At 61.0% G+C, this 18880-nt stretch carries 16 protein-coding genes; 12 read left to right on the top strand and 4 right to left on the bottom strand.

The genetic code is table 11. The features are described from left to right. Window positions 1-132 precede the first annotated feature (132 nt). The 6 genes from SC318_RS04435 (at window position 133) to SC318_RS04410 (ending at window position 7164) form a co-directional block, all read left to right on the top strand. Window positions 133-1527, top strand: a complete 1395-nt coding sequence (locus SC318_RS04435) for an OprD family outer membrane porin (RefSeq protein WP_320429808.1) — start codon at window positions 133-135, stop codon at window positions 1525-1527. Between the two features lie 80 nt (window positions 1528-1607). Continuing rightward, window positions 1608-3206 (top strand): ABC transporter substrate-binding protein, encoded by a 1599-nt coding sequence (locus SC318_RS04430; protein ID WP_320429807.1) that lies wholly within the window; start codon window positions 1608-1610, stop codon window positions 3204-3206. A 75-nt stretch (window positions 3207-3281) separates the two neighbouring features. Continuing rightward, on the top strand, window positions 3282-4292 hold the full coding sequence (locus SC318_RS04425) for an ABC transporter permease subunit (protein ID WP_124385119.1): 1011 nt from the start codon (window positions 3282-3284) through the stop codon (window positions 4290-4292). Window positions 4293-4302: 10 nt separating this feature from the next. Next, complete coding sequence (locus tag SC318_RS04420) at window positions 4303-5214, top strand: ABC transporter permease subunit (RefSeq protein ID WP_320429806.1); 912 nt, start codon at window positions 4303-4305, stop codon at window positions 5212-5214. A gap of 10 nt (window positions 5215-5224) precedes the next feature. Continuing rightward, window positions 5225-6193, top strand: coding sequence for an ABC transporter ATP-binding protein (locus SC318_RS04415; protein WP_320429805.1), 969 nt, complete (start codon window positions 5225-5227; stop codon window positions 6191-6193). Continuing rightward, on the top strand, window positions 6193-7164 hold the full coding sequence (locus tag SC318_RS04410) for a peptide ABC transporter ATP-binding protein (RefSeq protein ID WP_124361269.1): 972 nt from the start codon (window positions 6193-6195) through the stop codon (window positions 7162-7164). Before SC318_RS04415 ends, SC318_RS04410 begins: the two co-directional genes overlap by 1 nt. Window positions 7165-7358: 194 nt before the next feature. Here the strand turns inward: SC318_RS04410 and SC318_RS04405 are convergent, their stop codons facing one another. Together SC318_RS04405 and SC318_RS04400 are read right to left on the bottom strand one after the other, a co-directional pair. After that, window positions 7359-7604, bottom strand: coding sequence for a hypothetical protein (locus SC318_RS04405; RefSeq protein ID WP_306491591.1), 246 nt, complete (start codon window positions 7602-7604; stop codon window positions 7359-7361). 212 nt (window positions 7605-7816) lie between these two features. Next, window positions 7817-9400: a peptide chain release factor 3 gene (locus SC318_RS04400; protein ID WP_320429804.1), complete on the bottom strand. Its 1584-nt coding sequence runs from the start codon at window positions 9398-9400 to the stop codon at window positions 7817-7819. A 331-nt stretch (window positions 9401-9731) separates the two neighbouring features. Between SC318_RS04400 and SC318_RS04395 the strand changes: the two genes are divergently transcribed. The 5 genes from SC318_RS04395 to SC318_RS04375 all read left to right on the top strand — a co-directional run bounded on the left by SC318_RS04395 (window position 9732) and on the right by SC318_RS04375 (window position 14821). Continuing rightward, the gene (locus SC318_RS04395) at window positions 9732-10448 is read left to right on the top strand and encodes an ABC transporter permease (RefSeq protein WP_124385112.1); all 717 of its coding nucleotides are present in this window, start codon (window positions 9732-9734) and stop codon (window positions 10446-10448) included. A 19-nt stretch (window positions 10449-10467) separates the two neighbouring features. Then, window positions 10468-11364 carry a glycine betaine ABC transporter substrate-binding protein gene (locus SC318_RS04390; RefSeq protein ID WP_320429803.1) on the top strand — a complete coding sequence of 299 codons (897 nt, stop codon included), beginning with the start codon at window positions 10468-10470 and terminating at the stop codon, window positions 11362-11364. 11 nt (window positions 11365-11375) lie between these two features. Next, entirely contained in the window at window positions 11376-12029 is a 654-nt protein-coding gene (locus tag SC318_RS04385) for an ABC transporter permease (RefSeq protein WP_034102123.1), read from the top strand. Next, a complete protein-coding gene (locus tag SC318_RS04380; RefSeq protein WP_005784718.1) occupies window positions 12026-13183 on the top strand; it encodes an osmoprotectant ABC transporter ATP-binding protein OsmV in 1158 nt (385 codons plus the stop codon). Before SC318_RS04385 ends, SC318_RS04380 begins: the two co-directional genes overlap by 4 nt. 474 nt (window positions 13184-13657) lie before the next feature. Further along, a complete protein-coding gene (locus SC318_RS04375; protein WP_014716890.1) occupies window positions 13658-14821 on the top strand; it encodes a type III PLP-dependent enzyme in 1164 nt (387 codons plus the stop codon). Between the two features lie 70 nt (window positions 14822-14891). On the opposite strand, the gene SC318_RS04370 is transcribed toward SC318_RS04375, so the two are convergent. Both SC318_RS04370 and SC318_RS04365 read right to left on the bottom strand, forming a co-directional pair. Next, window positions 14892-15641, bottom strand: a complete 750-nt coding sequence (locus SC318_RS04370) for a tetratricopeptide repeat protein (protein ID WP_320429801.1) — start codon at window positions 15639-15641, stop codon at window positions 14892-14894. Window position 15642: 1 nt separating this feature from the next. Then, complete coding sequence (locus tag SC318_RS04365; protein ID WP_320429800.1) at window positions 15643-16323, bottom strand: Fe2+-dependent dioxygenase; 681 nt, start codon at window positions 16321-16323, stop codon at window positions 15643-15645. Window positions 16324-16529: 206 nt separating this feature from the next. On the opposite strand from SC318_RS04365, the gene SC318_RS04360 reads away from it, so the two are divergent. Then, entirely contained in the window at window positions 16530-18815 is a 2286-nt protein-coding gene (locus SC318_RS04360; RefSeq protein ID WP_320429799.1) for a TonB-dependent receptor, read from the top strand. Window positions 18816-18880: the final 65 nt, after the last annotated feature.

Genomic DNA, 18880 nt, shown 5'->3' with positions numbered 1-18880 from the left:
GCAAACGTGCAGCCTTTTGTTGGGATTTTTCCTACGCCAAACGTTTGCAACAGCTTGAACGAGTTACACACCCAATAGCCGGTTCACCTAAAAAAGGCCGGCATAAAAAAGAGAACCAAAGGAGCTTCACCCATGAAACTGAGCAGCAAAGCGCTTCTGGCCTTGGCCATCAGCAGCATCACGGCCACCGCCTACGCTGAAACGCAGAGCCAGGACTTCGTTCCGACTACCCTGGCCGGCACCAGCGCCCAAAGCGAGGCCAAAGGCTTTATCGAAGATTTCAGCCTGGGCGGCACCACGCGTAACTGGTACGGCCACGAAAGCAAGTACCGTGGGGGCACCTTCTCGTACCAGAAGCACGGCGAAACCCGTACCGACCGCAACCGTACCAACTGGGTACAGGGCACCATCCTCAACGCCAGCTCGGGTTTCACCCAGGGCACCGTTGGCGTGAAGACCGAAGTGGCGGTGTACAACGCACTGGTGCTGGACCGCAGCAAGCGTGATATCAAGGGCGGCTCCAACCGCACCCTGGCCGATTCCGACGGCAACGCCGTAGACCAGTGGAGCAAACTGGGCCTGGCCAACGTGCAGTTCCGCGTGTCCAACACCACGCTGACCGCCGGTCGCCAGAACTTCAGCAGCGGCATCGTCGACACCATCGGCAACCGTGCGCTGCCTTCCAGCTTCCAGGGTGTGAGCTTCAACAGCGAAGAGTTCAGCAACCTGTCCTTCCAGGGCGGTATCTTCGACCGCGTTTCGCCGCGTACCGAACAGAGCCTGTCGAAATTCCGCACTGAGTACGGCAATGGCGCAGAAACCGACAAAGTGTCGACCCTGGGTGTGAACTACCAGCCGCTGAAAAGCCTGAAGACCAGCTTCTTCGCCGCCAACGTGAAGGACTTCTGGAACCAGTACTACTTCGGCGCAACCCACGAGCTGGGCGATGCTCAGCAGCTGGGCCTGACCACCGGCTTCAACTATTACAAAACCGTCGATGAAGGCAAAAAAGAGATGGGGGAAATCGACAACGATACCTTCTCCCTCTCCCTGGGCCTGACTCACCAGGCACACAGCCTGACCTTCGCTTACCAGCAAGTGAACGGTAACGAGTACTTCGACTACCTGCACGAAACCAACGGCATCTACCTGGCCAACTCCCTGACTTCGGACTTCAACGGCCCGAACGAGAAGTCCTTCCAGATCGCCTATGCCATCAACATGGCTGAATACGGCGTGCCAGGCCTGAAGTTCAACGCCTACTCGGCGCGCGGCTGGGACATCGACGGTACCCACTACACCGGCAACAATGGCCGGGCCAAGTTCGCCTACGACGGTATCCAGTCCCAGGACGGCGAGAAGCACCAGGAATACGGTGTAGGCGCCTCTTACGCGCTGCAAAGCGGCCCACTCAAAGCCACCACCGTGCGCGCAACCTATGTTGAGCACCGTGGCAGCGAGTTCCAGTCCGACGGCAGCATCAAAGAGTTCCGTCTGGTCACCACCATCCCGTTCAACATTCTTTAATTAGCGCCAGGCAGACGGCGGGCTCAGGACGAGCCCGCCGTCTACGTGTTTCTGGCTCCATCGATTGCAGAGGGCTCTGAATGAAAATGCTCCCGTTACAAGCTGCCATGGCCGCTGCGCTGCTGAGCGTGGCGATCGGCGTTTCGGCCAAACCGCTGGTGGTCTGCACCGAAGCCAGTCCCGAGGGTTTTGACCCGGTCCTGTACACCACCGCCGTGACCGCTGACGCCGCTGCGGAAACCATGTTCAACCGCCTGGTGGATTTCAAGCCCGGCACCACCGAAGTGGTCCCGGCCCTGGCCAAGGACCTGCCGCAAATCAGCGCCGATGGCCTGACCTACACGTTCCACCTGCGTGAAGACATCAAGTTCCACACCACCGACTATTTCAAACCCACGCGCAACATGAATGCCGACGACGTGCTTTGGAGTTTCCAGCGTCAGCTGGACCCGAATCACCCTTGGCATAAAAAGTCCCTCGTGGGCTACCCGTACTTCGAAAGCATGGGCTTCAAGGAACTGCTCAAGAGCGTAGAGAAGATCGACGATCACACCGTCGTCTTTACCCTGACCCGTCCTGAAGCACCGTTCCTGGCCGACCTGGGCATGGCATTCTCTTCAATCCATTCGAAGGAATACGCCGACCAGTTGCTCAAGTCCGGCAAGACCGAGGATCTGAACGCCAAGCCTATCGGCACTGGCCCGTTCATCTTCACCCGTTATCAGAAAGACGCCCAGGCGCGCTTCAAGGCCAACCCCGACTACTTCCGCGGCAAACCGGCAGTCGACCCGCTGATCCTGGCGATCAGCACCGACAACAACGTGCGCCTGCAGAAGCTCAAGGCCAATGAATGTCAGATCGCGTTGTTCCCCAAGCCGGATGACATTCCCAGCATCAAGAAAGACCCTAACCTGAAAGTCGATGAACTGGCGGCGATGACCACCAGTTACACCGCGCTGAACACGACCCACAAATACATGAGCGACGCGCGGGTGCGTCACGCGATCAACATCGCGTTCGACAAGGCAGGCTATACCGAAGCCCTGTTCGGCAAAGGCAACGCGGTGGTGGGTACCGGCCCGTATCCGCCGACCTTGCTGGGTTTCAGCGACAAGCTGAAGAACCCACCGCGCGACCTGGACAAGGCCCGCGCCCTGCTCAAGGAAGCCGGCGTACCGGAAGGCACCGAATTCACCCTGTTCACCCGTAACGGCGGCGGCCCGACCAACCCCAACCCGATGCTCGGCGCCCAGCGCATGCAGGCGGATCTGGCGCAGATTGGCCTGAAGATCAATATCAAGGTCATGGAATGGGGCGAAATGCTCAAGCGTGCGAAAAACGGCGAGCACGACATGGTTTCGGCGGGCTGGGTCGGTGATAACGGCGACCCTGACAACTTCCTGACGCCAAACCTGAGTTGCGATGCAGCGAAAAACGGCGAAAACTACGCGCGCTGGTGTAACAAGGAGTTCCAGGACTTGATCGACAAAGCCCGCGCCATCGCTGAACCGGCCGAGCGCGCTGCACTCTATGAACAAGCACAGGATGTTTTCGATAAGGACCAACCATGGCTGCCCATGGCTTATCCGAAACTGTTCACCGCCATGCGCAAGAACGTAGAAGGCTTCACCCAAAGCCCTCTGGGGACCAATAACTTCGCCACCACCCAGGTGAAGTAATAAGAAAAACGCTCGGCGCCGTCGATCCTGACGGCGCCGAACCTGCCTAACCGGCTGATTGAGGTACACACCAAGATGTTTAGTTTTATTGCCCGCCGACTGGGGTTGTTGATCCCCACGTTCTTCGGCATCACGTTGCTGACGTTTGCGTTGATTCGCATGATCCCCGGCGACCCCGTAGAAGTCATGATGGGCGAACGCCGCGTCGACCCCGAGATGCACGCACAGGCAATGGAGCGCCTTGGCCTTAACAAGCCGCTGTATGCGCAATACCTGGATTACGTCGGCAAGCTCGCCCAGGGCGACCTTGGCGAATCGCTGCGTACCCGCACCAGCGTGTGGACCGAGTTCACCGCACTCTTCCCGGCGACCCTGGAACTGTCCATGGCCGCCCTGCTGTTCGCCGGTATCCTGGGCCTGCTGGCCGGGGTGATCGCGGCCTTGAAACGAGGATCCCTGTTCGACCACGGGGTGATGGGCATCTCCCTGGCGGGATATTCGATGCCGATCTTCTGGTGGGGCCTGATCCTGATCATGTTCTTCTCGGTGAGCCTGGGCTGGACCCCGGTTTCCGGGCGTATCGACCTGCTCTACGACATCGAGCCGCGCACCGGCTTCATGCTGATCGACACGCTGCTGGCCGACGAGCCGGACGCGTTCTGGGACGCCCTGCACCACCTGATCCTGCCGGCCATCGTGCTCGGCACCATCCCGCTGGCGGTGATTGCGCGGATGACCCGTTCTTCAATGCTCGAAGTATTGCGTGAAGACTACATCCGTACCGCCAAGGCCAAAGGCCTGTCGCCGGCACGCGTGGTCTTCGTTCACGGCCTGCGCAACGCGTTGATTCCGGTGCTCACCGTGGTCGGCCTGCAAGTCGGCACCCTGCTGGCCGGTGCGGTACTGACCGAAACCATCTTCTCGTGGCCCGGCATCGGCAAATGGCTGATCGAAGCCATTGGCGCGCGGGACTATCCGGTGGTGCAGAACGGCATCCTGTTGATCGCCTGCCTGGTGATCCTGGTGAACTTCGTCGTGGATGTCCTCTACGGCTTCGCCAACCCACGCATCCGTCACCAGCGCTGAGATCATGACCATGACCACACCTACTCAAGTGTCAGCAGTCGATCAAAGCCTGCTGTACCCGTCCCCGTACAAAGAATTCTGGCAAGCCTTCTCCAAGAACAAAGGCGCGGTTGCCGGCCTGCTGTTCATGCTGGTAATCGTGTTCTGCGCGATCTTCGCCCCGTGGGTGACCCCGCATAACCCCAGCGAGCAGTACCGCGACTTCCTGCTGACCCCTCCGGCCTGGCTGGAAGGTGGGCAACTGCAGTTCCTGCTGGGCACCGACGAACTGGGCCGCGACCTGCTCTCGCGCCTGATCCAGGGCTCGCGCCTGTCGCTGCTGATCGGTTTGTCGTCGGTGGTGATGTCGCTGATCCCGGGCATCCTGCTGGGTCTGTTCGCCGGGTTCTTCCCGCGCGTGCTGGGCCCGACCATCATGCGCCTGATGGACATCATGCTGGCCCTGCCGTCGCTGCTGCTGGCTGTAGCCATCGTCGCAATCCTCGGCCCTGGCCTGATCAACACCGTGATCGCCATCGCCATCGTGTCGCTGCCGTCCTACGTGCGTCTGACCCGCGCCGCGGTGATGGGCGAACTGAACCGAGACTACGTGACCGCTGCGCGCCTGGCCGGTGCCGGCCTGCCGCGCCTGATGTTCATCACCGTGCTGCCCAACTGCATGGCGCCGCTGATCGTCCAAGCGACCTTGAGCTTTTCGTCGGCAATTCTCGATGCCGCCGCCCTGGGCTTCCTCGGCCTTGGCGTACAACCGCCAACCCCGGAGTGGGGCACCATGCTGGCTTCGGCCCGCGACTACATCGAACGCGCCTGGTGGGTAGTGAGCCTGCCTGGCTTGACCATTTTGCTCAGCGTGCTGGCAATCAACTTGATGGGTGACGGCCTGCGCGACGCGCTGGACCCGAAACTCAAGAACGCCGCCTGAGGAGATTCCCATGTCACTGTTAGAAATCAAGAATCTCAACGTTCGCTTCGGCGACAAGACCGCCGTGCCGGTGGTCGATGGCCTCGACCTCTCCGTCGACAAGGGCGAAGTGCTGGCGATCGTTGGCGAGTCGGGCTCGGGTAAATCCGTGACCATGATGGCGCTGATGGGCCTGATCGAACACCCCGGCATCGTCACCGCCGATGCGCTGACCTTTGACGGCAAGGACATGCTCAAGCTGAGCAACCGTCAGCGCCGCCAGATCGTCGGCAAAGACCTGGCGATGGTGTTCCAGGACCCGATGACCGCGCTGAACCCCAGCTACACCGTGGGTTTCCAGATCGAAGAAGTGCTGCGCCTGCACCTGAAAATGTCCGGCAAGCAAGCACGCAAGCGCGCCATCGAACTGCTGGAAAAGGTGGAAATCCCTGGCGCCGCCAGCCGTATGGATGCCTACCCGCACCAGCTGTCCGGCGGTATGAGCCAGCGCGTGGCCATCGCCATGGCGATTGCCGGCGAGCCGAAACTGCTGATCGCCGACGAACCGACCACTGCCCTGGACGTGACCATCCAGGCGCAGATCATGGAACTGCTGCTGGCCTTGCAGAAAGAACAGAACATGGGCCTGGTGCTGATCACTCACGACCTCGCGGTGGTGGCTGAAACCGCCCAGCGCGTCTGCGTGATGTACGCCGGCCAAGCCGTGGAAGTGGGCCAGGTGCCGCAACTGTTCGACATCCCGGCGCACCCTTACAGCGAAGCGCTGCTCAAGGCGATTCCGGAACACAGCCTGGGCGCCACGCGGCTGGCCACGCTGCCGGGCATCGTGCCGGGCCGCTATGACCGCCCGCAAGGTTGCCTGCTGTCGCCGCGCTGCCCGTACGTGCAGGACAACTGCCGCACCCAGCGTCCAGGCCTTGATCCGAAAACCAACAGCCTCGCGCGCTGCTTCTACCCCTTGAACCAGGAGGTGGCGTAATGGCCGTCGTTCTTACCGCCCGCGACCTGACCCGTCACTACGAAGTGTCCCGTGGCCTGTTCAAGGGCCACGCCACCGTGCGTGCCCTCAATGGTGTGTCCTTCGAACTGGAAGCCGGCAAGACCCTCGCTGTTGTGGGCGAGTCGGGTTGCGGCAAGTCCACCCTGGCCCGCGCCCTGACACTGATCGAAGAACCGTCCTCAGGCTCCCTGAAAATCGCCGGCCAGGAAGTGGCCGGCGCCGACAAGGCCCAGCGCAAGCAATTGCGCAAAGACGTGCAGATGGTGTTCCAGAGCCCGTACGCTTCGTTGAACCCACGGCAGAAGGTCGGTGACCAGCTCGGCGAACCGTTGCTGATCAACACCAACCTGTCCGCCGCCGAACGCCGCGAGAAAGTGCAGGCAATGATGAAGCAAGTGGGCCTGCGCCCCGAGCACTATCAGCGCTACCCGCACATGTTCTCCGGTGGCCAGCGTCAGCGTATCGCCCTGGCACGGGCAATGATGCTGCAACCCAAAGTGCTGGTGGCGGATGAACCGACCTCGGCGCTGGACGTTTCGATTCAGGCCCAGGTGCTCAACCTGTTCATGGACCTGCAGCAGGAATTCAATACGGCCTACGTGTTCATCTCCCACAACCTGGCGGTGGTGCAGCACGTTGCCGACGACGTGATGGTGATGTACCTCGGCCGCCCGGTGGAAGTGGGTCCCAAGGAAGACATCTACGCCCGCCCCCTGCACCCGTACACCCAGGCGCTGCTGTCGGCCACCCCGACCATCCACCCGGACCCGAACAAGCCGAAGATCAAGATCGTCGGCGAGTTGCCCAACCCGCTGAACCCGCCGTCTGGCTGTGCTTTCCACAAGCGCTGCCCGTATGCAACGGCACGCTGCAGCACCGAGGAGCCGCTGTTGCGACCGCTGGATAACCGCCAGGTGGCTTGCCACTACGCGGAGCAATTTGTGGCCTGAGATCGTTCCCGCGCTCTGCGTGGGAATGCCGCCAGGGACGCTCCGCGTCCCGCCCTTCAGGTGACGCGGAGCGTCAGGGGATGCATTCCCACGCGGAGCGCGGGAACGATCACCGAGGTCATCCGAGTTCTACAGCCCTTCCCGCCAGGTTGCGCATCAGCCGGGTGGGAGGGGCTTCTTTTTTTGCGCACTCATCAGGTTTCGCCGTCATCGAAGGTCACACTGTCTTCCCCTTCGTTGATGGGGTTTTCCGGGTCTTTGACATCGGTGGGCTGGGGCTGGGGTTGCCAACTGCCCGAGTTGACCTCGTTCTGCTTTCTCTTGGTGACCGGGCCGGTGTCCTTCCACTGGGGCGCTCCGGCGTCGGCCCATGCCGGAAAGCTTGTCAGCCCCAGGGCGGCCAGCAACACCAGGATGATGGCACTTTGAGCGTTTCGCACGGTAGTCTCCTTTACGGTCGGTGGGTAAACGCTAGACCCGAAGCCGAGTTCTCGCCAATTCATGGCGTAATGAAGACCCAAATGTGGGAGGGGGCTTGCCCCCGATAGCGGTGGGCCAGTCCATTCATCTGTCGACTGGCACGCTGCCATCGGGGGCAAGCCCCCTCCCACATTTTTAGTATTGCGACGCTCTGTTCTTTACCGCTCAGCGCTTAATGGTGCTCACGGGTCGCCCGGAATTTCACATCCGGCCAGCGCTCTTCCATCAGCGCCAGGTTGACCCGCGTCGGGGCCAGGTAGGTCAGGTGACCGCCGCCGTCCACGGCCAGGTTTTCCACGGCCTTGTTGGAGAACTCTTCGAGCTTTTTCTTATCGCTGCAATCGATCCAACGCGCTGAATACACGGTGATCGGCTCGTAGGAGCATTCCACTTTGTATTCTTCCTTCAAACGGCTGGCGACCACGTCGAACTGCAGCACACCCACGGCGCCGAGGATGATGTCGTTGCTGCGCTCGGGGAAGAACACCTGGGTGGCCCCCTCTTCCGCCAATTGCTGCAAGCCCTGGCGCAGTTGCTTGGATTTCAGCGGATCGCGCAGGCGTACGCGGCGGAACAGTTCCGGGGCGAAGTGCGGGATACCGGTAAAGCCCAGCGCTTCGCCTTCAGTGAAGGTGTCGCCGATCTGGATGGTGCCGTGGTTGTGCAGGCCGATGATGTCGCCGGCGTAGGCTTCTTCGAGCTGTTCACGCTCGGAGGAGAAGAACGTCAGCGCGTCGCCGATGCGCACGTCCTTGCCGGTGCGCACGTGGCGCATCTTCATGCCTTTCTCGTATTTGCCGGAGCAGATGCGCATAAAGGCGATACGGTCGCGGTGTTTTGGGTCCATGTTCGCCTGGATCTTGAACACGAAGCCGGTGAATTTCTCTTCGACCGGTTCGACGGTGCGCTCATTGGCGACACGGGCAAGGGGCTTTGGCGCCCAGTTCACGACGGCGTCGAGCACATGGTCAACACCGAAGTTGCCCAGGGCAGTACCGAAGAATACCGGGGTCAACTGGCCGTCGAGGAATTCCTGCTGATTGAACTCATGGCAGGCGCCCTGCACCAGTTCCAGCTGATCGACAAAACGGTCGTACTCGTCGCCCAGGTGCGCACGCGCTTCGTCGGAGTCGAGCTTTTCGATGATTTTCACATCGGTGCGTTCGTGGCCGTGGCCGGCGGTGTAGACAATGATGTAGTCATCGGCCAGGTGGTACACGCCCTTGAAGTCGCGGTAGCAACCGATCGGCCAGGTTATCGGCGCGGCCTTGATCTTCAGGACGGCTTCGATTTCATCCAGCAGCTCGATGGGGTCGCGGATATCGCGGTCGAGTTTGTTGATGAAGCTGACAATCGGCGTGTCGCGCAGACGGCACACGTCCATCAGCGCGATGGTGCGTGGCTCGACGCCTTTACCGCCGTCCAGGACCATCAACGCCGAGTCCACCGCGGTCAGGGTGCGGTAGGTGTCTTCGGAGAAGTCTTCGTGGCCCGGGGTGTCGAGCAGGTTGATCATGTGGTCGCGATACGGGAACTGCATGACCGACGTGGTAATGGAAATACCCCGTTGCTTCTCCATCTCCATCCAGTCGGACGTGGCATGGCGGTCGGACTTGCGGGACTTCACCGTGCCGGCCACCGCGATTGCCTTGCCCATCAGCAGGAGCTTTTCGGTGATGGTGGTTTTACCGGCATCGGGGTGGGAAATAATGGCGAAAGTGCGGCGTTTCGCGACTTCGGCGGCCTGGTGGGTCATGGGAAATCGCCTGGCAGGTGAGTCAAAAAAGGGCGGCGAGTATAGCGCAAACCCCAGGCGCCGGACCACCGTTCACCCGATTGGGGGTGGCTAAATGGTGCCAAGTGTGGAACCTTTTAAAAGGTCGAGACGTCCACTCCCCTGCTAACGCACTCGGAACAGGGGCTGAAAAATCAGCAAGTTAGCCTGACGAGGCTGCGCTCATGGCTCGATCGCATACTGCATTTGCCAGTATCGGCGAGCTGCTTTTCGCGAACTCATTGCCGACAGCCAGGAATGGCATTGCCGCTCGGAAATGTGTTCGCCGACAAAAGAAAAAAGGAGTCCGCCTGTGGCTATTCGCTATGGCAAAGGGCTGATAGGAGGCGCGGTTGTCGTCGCGCTCCTGGCCCTGCTGGTCCACTGGATCGGCATCAACACGATCGAACTGTACCGCGACGATTTGTTGTTTTACCTGCAAGCTCATCTGATTCTGGTTTTAGTGTCCATGCTGGCCGCCCTGATTGTGGGCCTCCCCGCTGGCATCCTGCTCAGCCGACCGAACATGGTCGGGCGCGCAGAACGTTTCATGCAGATCTTCAACATCGGCAACACCGTCCCTCCCCTGGCCGTACTGGCCATCGCCCTCGGCGTCCTCGGCATCGGCAGCGGCCCGGCGATTTTCGCGCTGTTCCTCGCCTCCCTCCTGCCCATCGTGCGTAACACCTACGAGGGCCTGAAAAATGTGCAGGGCTCACTCAAGGAAGCCGCCACCGGCATTGGCATGACGCCGCGCCAGGTGCTGTTTCGCGTGGAATTGCCCAACGCCGTGCCGATCATTATCGGTGGCGTGCGTGTGGCCCTGGCGATCAACGTCGGTACCGCACCGCTGGCATTCCTGATCGGCGCCAACAGCCTCGGCAGCCTGATCTTCCCCGGCATCGCCCTGAACAATCAGCCGCAACTGCTGCTCGGCGCCGCGTGCACCGCACTGCTGGCACTGCTGCTCGATGGCCTGGTGACCCTGGCCAGCCGCCTCTGGCTGGAACGCGGGTTGCGCCCGTCTTAAGGCCTGGTAAGGAATCGACATGAAAAAACTAAGCTTGGTACTCGGCTGCGTCCTGCTGTTTGCAGGTATTGCGCAAGCCGCTGAAAAACCGCTGATCCGCATCGGCGCCCGGGTGTTCACCGAACAGACCCTGCTGGCCGAAATCACCTCCCAGTACCTGCGCACCAAGGGCTACGACGCCCAGGTGACCGGTGGCCTGGGCAGTAACCTGGCGCGCAGTGCTCAGGAAAGCGGTCAGCTGGACCTGATCTGGGAATACACCGGCGTGTCGCTGGTGGCGTACAACCACATCGACGAGAAACTCGACAGCGCCCAGTCCTACGCGCGGGTGAAGGAACTCGACGCGAAAAAAGGCCTGGTCTGGCTGTCGCCGTCGCGCTTCAGCAACACCTACGCCCTGGCATTGCCGGAGAAAGTCGCGCAGGAACATCCCGAGATCAACAGCATCAGTGACCTCACCCGCGCCATGGCCGCCGATACCCAGGAACATCGCCTGGTCGCCCTGGACACCGAGTTCGCCAACCGTTCCGACGGCCTGGCCGGCATGGTCAAGCTGTATGACATGAACCTTACGCGCAAAAACACCCGGCAGATGGACGCGGGGCTGGTCTACACCGCGCTGCGCAATGGCCAAGTGTTTGCCGGTTTGGTCTACACCACCGACGGTCGCCTGAACGCCTTCAAGTTGAAGTTGCTGGAAGACGACAAGCACTACTTCCCGGACTACACCGCCGCCCCGGTGATCCGCCAGGAATACCTCGACCAGCACCCGCAACTGGCTGCCGAGCTCAAGCCGCTGGCCGCGCTGTTCGATGACGAAACCATGCGCCAGCTGAATGCGCGGGTCGACGTTGACCATGAAAGCCCGTCCGCTGTTGCCGCAGATTTCCTGCGCCAGCATCCGATCAATCAATAAGAGGAAAAGACATGGAATTTTTGAACGCCTTTTCCCACCTTGATTGGGCCCAAGTCCTGCACCTGACCTGGCAGCACATCACCCTGGTTGGCATCGCGGTCATCCTCGCGATCCTGATCGGCGTGCCCCTGGGCATCCTGATGACGCGTTTCCCCACCCTGGCCGGCCCGCTGCAGGCCAGTGCCACGGTGCTGCTGACCGTACCGTCCATCGCGCTGTTCGGCCTGCTGCTGCCGTTCTATTCCAAGTTCGGCCAGGGCCTGGGACCGATGCCGGCGATCACCGCCGTGTTTCTCTACTCGCTGTTGCCAATCATGCGTAACACCTACCTGGCGCTCACCGGTGTCGAACCGGGTATTCGCGAGGCCGCCAAGGGCATCGGCATGACCTTTGGCCAGCGCCTGCGCATGGTCGAACTGCCGATTGCCGTGCCGGTGATCCTCGCCGGCGTGCGCACCGCCGTCGTGATGAACATCGGTGTGATGACCATCGCCGCCACCATCGGCGCCGGTGGCCTGGGTGTACTTATTCTGGCTTCCATCAGCCGCAGCGACATGTCGATGCTGATCGTCGGCGCCGTGCTGGTCAGTCTCCTGGCCATTTTCGCCGACCTGCTCCTGCAATGGCTGCAACGCTCGCTGACTCCAAAAGGATTGCTCAAATGATCGAACTTCAAAACCTGTCCAAGACTTTTCAAAGCAACGGCAAGACTGTCACCGCCGTCAACGATGTAAGCCTGACCGTCAACGAAGGCGAAATTTGCGTATTCCTCGGCCCTTCGGGTTGCGGCAAGAGTACGACGTTGAAAATGATCAACCGCCTGATCAAGCCAAGCTCGGGCAAGATCCTGATCAACGGCGAAGACACCACCGACCTCGACGAAGTGACCCTGCGCCGCAATATCGGCTACGTGATCCAGCAAATCGGCCTGTTCCCGAACATGACCATCGAAGAGAACATCGTGGTGGTGCCCAAGCTGCTCGGTTGGGACAAGCAGAAATGCCACGACCGCGCTCGCGAACTGATGAGCATGATCAAGCTGGAGCCCAAGCAGTACCTGCACCGTTATCCGCGTGAACTGTCCGGTGGCCAGCAACAGCGCATCGGCGTGATCCGCGCCCTGGCGGCGGATGCCCCCTTGCTGCTGATGGACGAACCGTTCGGCGCGGTCGACCCGATCAACCGCGAGATGATCCAGAACGAGTTCTTCGAGATGCAGCGTGCGCTGAACAAGACCGTGATCATGGTCAGCCACGACATCGACGAGGCCATCAAGCTGGGCGACAAGATTGCGATCTTCCGCGCCGGCAAGCTGCTGCAGATCGACCATCCCGATACGCTGCTGGCCCACCCGGCGGATGAGTTTGTGAGCAACTTCGTCGGCCAGGACAGCACCCTCAAACGCCTGCTGCTGGTGAAGGCCGAAGATGCGGCAGACAACGCGCCGTCGGTGAGCCCGGAAACGCCGGTGGCCGATGCACTGGAGTTGATGGACGAGCACGACCGCCGCTATGTGGTGGTCACCTGCGCCGAGAACAAGGCGCTGGGCTATGTACGCCGTCGTGACTTGCACCGTCAGACCGGTACCTGCGGCCAGTATCTGCGTGAGTTCAACGCCACGGCGGCGTATGACGAACACCTGCGCATCCTGTTGTCGCGCATGTACGAGTTCAACCGTTCGTGGTTGCCGGTGATGGATGCCGAGCGGGTGTTTCTGGGTGAAGTGACCCAGGAGTCGATTGCCGAGTACTTGAGCTCCGGCAAGTCGCGTGGGGGCAAGACCAGTATCGTTTCGCCTGCCGAGACCGCCCTGGCCTGACCTGACACCCAGAGGTTAAAAATGTGGGAGGGGGCTCGCCCCCGATTGCGGCGGGCCAGTCACTGAAGTATTGGCTGACACACCGCTATCGGGGGCAAGCCCCCTCCCACATTTGCCCTGTGGTGAATCAAGTAGGTACTCCCAATTTCCCCCCTGCGGGGAACATCAATCCGTCACACCGGTCGGTTACATAAGGAGCTGCACGCGGTCGCGCGACGAACGCGTGCAAAAACGCGACATTTTTAGTTGATCCCACGCCCGTCAAGCCCTAAAGTTCGCGCCGAACGTCCATGCTGGAAACGATCCATCCGGCTCAAGTACTGACGACGAGACAGCAAGGCCAAGGGCAGCGTAGCCCATGGCCTTTTTGCTTTCGGCGACATGCCTTGGGAAGTAGGCGAACCAAAGTGGGGATACGGAGGACGTTCATTTGCACCCATTGCTAATTACAGTTTGCCCTTAGGAGTTCCCAGCATGTCGATCAACGTCGAAGACTACTTCGCACGCGCCACTTTTGACAAAATGAAGGCGTTCGCCGACAAACAGGAAACCCCGTTCGTGGTGATCGACACCGCGATGATCAGCCAGGCTTATGATGACCTGCGCGCCGGTTTCGAATTCGCCAAGGTGTATTACGCGGTCAAGGCCAACCCGGCCGTCGAGATCATCGACCTGTTGAAAGACAAGGGTTCGAGCTTCGACATCGCGTCGATCTACGAGCTGGACAAGGTCATGGACCGCGGCGTCAGCGCCGACCGTATCAGCTACGGCAACACCATCAAGAAATCCAAGGACATCCGCTACTTCTACGAGAAAGGCGTGCGCCTGTTCTCCACCGACTCCGAAGCCGACCTGCGCAACATCGCCAAGGCCGCGCCGGGCTCGAAAGTCTATGTGCGCATCCTCACCGAAGGCTCGACCACGGCTGACTGGCCTTTGTCGCGCAAGTTCGGCTGCCAGACCGACATGGCCATGGACCTGCTGATCCTTGCCCGTGACCTGGGTCTGGTGCCTTACGGCATCTCGTTCCACGTCGGTTCCCAGCAGCGCGACATCAGCGTGTGGGACGCGGCGATCGCCAAGGTCAAAGTGATCTTCGAACGCCTGAAGGAAGAAGACGGCATCCACCTGAAGCTGATCAACATGGGCGGTGGCTTCCCGGCCAACTACATCACCCGCACCAACAGCCTGGAAACCTACGCGGAAGAAATCATCCGTTTCCTCAAGGAAGACTTCGGTGACGACCTGCCGGAAATCATCCTGGAACCCGGCCGCTCGCTGATCGCCAACGCCGGCATCCTGGTCAGCGAAGTGGTGCTGGTGGCGCGTAAGTCGCGCACCGCCGTCGAGCGCTGGGTGTACACGGATGTGGGCAAGTTCTCCGGCCTGATCGAAACCATGGACGAAGCCATCAAGTTCCCGATCTGGACCGAGAAGAAAGGCGAGATGGAAGAAGTGGTCATCGCCGGCCCGACCTGCGACAGCGCCGACATCATGTACGAAAACTACAAGTACGGCCTGCCGCTGAACCTGGCGATCGGTGACCGTTTGTACTGGCTGTCGACCGGTGCCTACACCACCAGCTATAGCGCGGTTGAGTTCAACGGGTTTCCGCCGTTGAAATCGTTTTATGTTTAAGAGCAGCGCTAAGTTTTAAGCTGCAAGCTGCAAGAAAAAGCCCATGACCTGTCATGGGCTTTTTTATGGCTCAGGAAAAGGCCGCGGCTCGTTGTTGGTAGGCCTGGGCCATGGCGCGAATTCGCGGATCATCCGCCAGTGCCAACGCCTTGTGTGCCGTTCGCAGGAATGTGCGATTCCCGCCTGCCAGCGCCTTGTGCAACCACTCCAGCGCCGCGTCGATCTGGCCGCTGTCGGCCAGCACCGCCGCATGGCTGAATTGCCCGCGGAAATCCCCAGCGTGGGCTGAACGGCGATACCACTCGACAGCCGCCTCGAGGTCTTTGGCGCAATGCTGTCCGTCTTCCAGGTAACGCCCAAGCAGGTTCATCGACTTGGCGTGGCCCTGCTCGGCGGCCTGGCGATACAGCGCCAGTGCCTGAACTTGGTCCTCAGCGACTCCGCGACCGGTTGCCAGCAGATTGGCATAGTTGTACTGCCCCCAATCCAACCCGGCCGTTGCTGCCAGCCGATATTCCCGCGCAGCCGCCGCTTCATCGGCCGCGCAGCCCCAACCGTGCTCCAGGCAACGCCCAGCCATATTGCGCGCCATCAAGTGCCCGCCCTGCGCGGCAATACGAAACCAGCGCAGCGCCAGCGCTTCATCGCGGGCGATGCCACGTCCTTCCAGCAGGATCTGCCCGAGCAGGGCCTGGGCGTCCACCACACCTTCCCGCGCCGCGATCAGGATCGCCTGGGCAGCGCGCACCGGGGAATCGTCGAGCATCGATTGCAGCTGCTCGACATTGAGCACTTCCTGGCGACGCAGCAGGAACCCCATCTCAGACCTCGACCCAGCGACGCAACAGGTTGTGATAGGTGCCGGTGAGCTGGATCAGCGCCGGGTGGTCGGGCACGTCGCGGCTCAGTTGCTGGATGGCGCCGTCCATTTCGAACAGCAGGGTGCGCTGGCTGTCTTCACGCACCAGGCTTTGGGTCCAGAAGAACGAGGCGTAGCGCGCACCGCGGGTCACCGCATTGACCTTGTGCAGGCTGGAACCGGGATACAGCACCAGGTCGCCAGCGGGCAGCTTGACGCGCTGCAGACCGAAGGTGTCCTGGATCTCCAGTTCGCCGCCGTCGTATTCGTCGGGGTCGCTGAAGAACAGCGTGGATGACAGGTCGGTGCGCACGCGCTCGTGGCTGCCTTTGGGTTGGCGCACGGCGTTGTCGATATGAAAGTCGAAACTCCCCCCCGCGGTGTAACAGTTGAGCAATGGCGGAAACACCTTGTGCGGTAACGCCGCTGACATAAACAGCGGGTTGCTCCACAGGCGCTCGAGCATCGCCGCGCCGATTTCCTTGGCCAACGGATGGCCCTCGGGCAATTGCAGGTTGTGTTTGGCTTTGGCCGATTGGTGCCCGGCGGTGACTTTGCCGTCGGCCCATTCGGCTTCTTCCAGGGCTTGGCGAATGCGCTGCACCTCCTCGCGAGAGAACAGGCCGGGAATGTGCAGCAACATGGGGGCAATACCTGAGATCGGAGAGGCGCCAATGGTATTGATTCTTATCCTCCCTGTAAAACGCCGGGACGAACCAGCGCGCAAAAACCGTAAGCCAAAAGTGTAAAGAATGTAAATTCAATGCGAATAGCAATGTATCGCAATTGATAGAAAGTCTTGTTACCCCTATATTCCGCGACCTCACATCCTTGGGGAAAGGACACGTCATGTCGCGCACTAAACCAACAACAACCGCCAGTTCACCACGCATGCTGGCTTCGGCCATCGGCGTTGCCCTCAGCGCCAGCTCTGCCGCCCATTTGGCGCAGGCGGCTGAAAATACCGAACCACAAGGCGAGCGCACTCCTATTTCCCTCGGCGCCACCAACATTACCGGTCAGGAGCAGGAAACCCCCTCCTACCAAGTGGAAAAAGCCTCTTCGCAGAAATACACCGCACCGCTGGTAGACACACCGCGCTCGGTCACCGTTGTCCCGCAGCAAGTGCTCAAGGACACCGCCGCCACCTCGCTGCAGGATGCCTTGCGCACCGTACCGGGCATTACCTTCGGCGCCGGTGAAGGCGGCAACCCCCAGGGCGACCGTCCGTTCATCCGCGGTTTCGACGCCCAGGGCGACACCTACCTGGACGGCGTGCGCGATACTGGCGGCCAGAGCCGTGAGATCTTCGACATCGAGTCCATCGAAGTGAGCAAGGGCCCGAACTCGTCCTTCGGCGGGCGTGGCTCAGCCGGTGGCAGCCTCAACCTGGTGAGCAAAACCCCGCAAGCGCGGGACTTCACCAATGGCGGCTTCACCTACGGTTCCGACCAGACCCGCCGCTATGTGCTGGACGTTAACCGCCAGTTCCTCGACGACAGCGCCGCGTTCCGCCTGAACCTGATGAGCCACGAACAGAACGTGGCCGGCCGCGACGCGGTGAACTATGACCGTTGGGGTGTGGCGCCGTCGCTGACCTTCGGCCTGGGCACACCGACCCGCGTCAACCTCAGCTACTACCACATGGAAAGCGACGACCTGCCGGACTCCGGTGTTCCCTATGGCTACGGTTCGGCGACCGCCACCGCCCACGTGCACGACAAACCCAACGACGGCGGCGACAGCAACAATTTCTACGGGTTGAAGAGCCGCGACTTCCGCAAGACCCGCGCCGACATCAGCACCTTCTCCATCGAGCATGACCTGAACGACAACATGACGCTGAAGAACACCCTGCGCCACGGCAGCACCGGCCAAGACTACGTGCTCACCCAGCCCGATGACAGCAAGCTCAACGTCAACAAGTTCGGCACCGTGTGGCGCCGCGCCAACAGCCGTGTATCCACCACCACCACGACCACCAACCAGACCGACCTGTTCGGCAGCTTCCAGGCGCTGGGTTTCAAGAACACCTATTCCACCGGCCTGGAATTCACCGGTGAAGAAACCCGTGTCAGCGGCTACACCGTCAGCCCCAACGCCAACCCGGTTTGCACCGTGGCCAAGGGCAGCCTGGGCGGCCAGTGCACCTCGCTGAGCAACCCGAACCCGGACGATGCCTGGAACGGCAGCGTCGCGCGCAACTACAACGGCACCAACACCAAGGCCACCAGCCGCGCGGCCTATGTGTTCGACACCATCGAGCTGGACCCGAAATGGCTGTTGAACGTGGGCCTGCGCTACGACACCTTCGACACCGAAGCCAACACCAACGCCGCCACCGGGCGCAGCAAAATCAAGGATGACAGCCAGTTCTTCAACTGGCAGGCAGGCCTGGTGTGGAAGCCTTTGGACAATGGCAGCATCTACGCCTCCTACGCGACATCAGCCACGCCAGCTGGCGGCCTGGTGGGCGAAGGTTCCGACGGCAACCCGCTGTCTGCCGGTGCCGCCACCAGCGACCTGCAGCCTGAAGAAACCGTCAACTACGAATTGGGCACCAAGTGGGACCTGTTCCACGACCGCCTGTCCCTGACCGCTGCCGTGTTCCGTACCGAGAAGAAAAACACCCGCGTGCTGGTCGATGCCCTCACCTACGAGAACGCCGGTGAATCCCAGGTCGATGGCGTTGAGTTGTCCGCCAGCGGCAAGCTGACCGAGCACTGGCAAGTGTTCGCCGGGTACACCTACCTGGACAGCGAACTGGTCAAATCCGGTCTCAACGGGCGTAACGGTGTAGTGAGCGCCGGTTCCAACAAAGGCAACCAGATGCCCAACACGCCGAAGAACTCCTTCAGCCTGTGGACCACCTACGACCTCACGCCCAAGCTGACCATCGGCGGCGGCGCCTTCTATGTCGACGAGGTTTACGGCGATGCGGGCAACACCGTGTACGTGCCGTCCTACACCCGCTACGACGCCATGGCCAGCTACAAGCTGACCAAGAACGTCGACCTGCAGTTGAACGTGCAGAACCTGACCGACAAAACCTACTACGACAAGGCCTTCTCCACGCACTTCGCCAACCAGGCGGCCGGTCGCACGGCGCTGTTGACCACCAGCTTCCACTTCTAAAAGCAGTCAATGCTCGCCAGGCCCCACGCATCGGATGCGTGGGGCTTTTGTGTGTAAAACAGAAT

Origin of the sequence: Pseudomonas sp. MUP55 (assembly GCF_034043515.1) — a bacterium.
GTDB lineage: Bacteria > Pseudomonadota > Gammaproteobacteria > Pseudomonadales > Pseudomonadaceae > Aquipseudomonas.
Note: the sequence above shows the minus strand (reverse complement) of the source record. Positions and strands in the feature narration are given on the sequence as shown.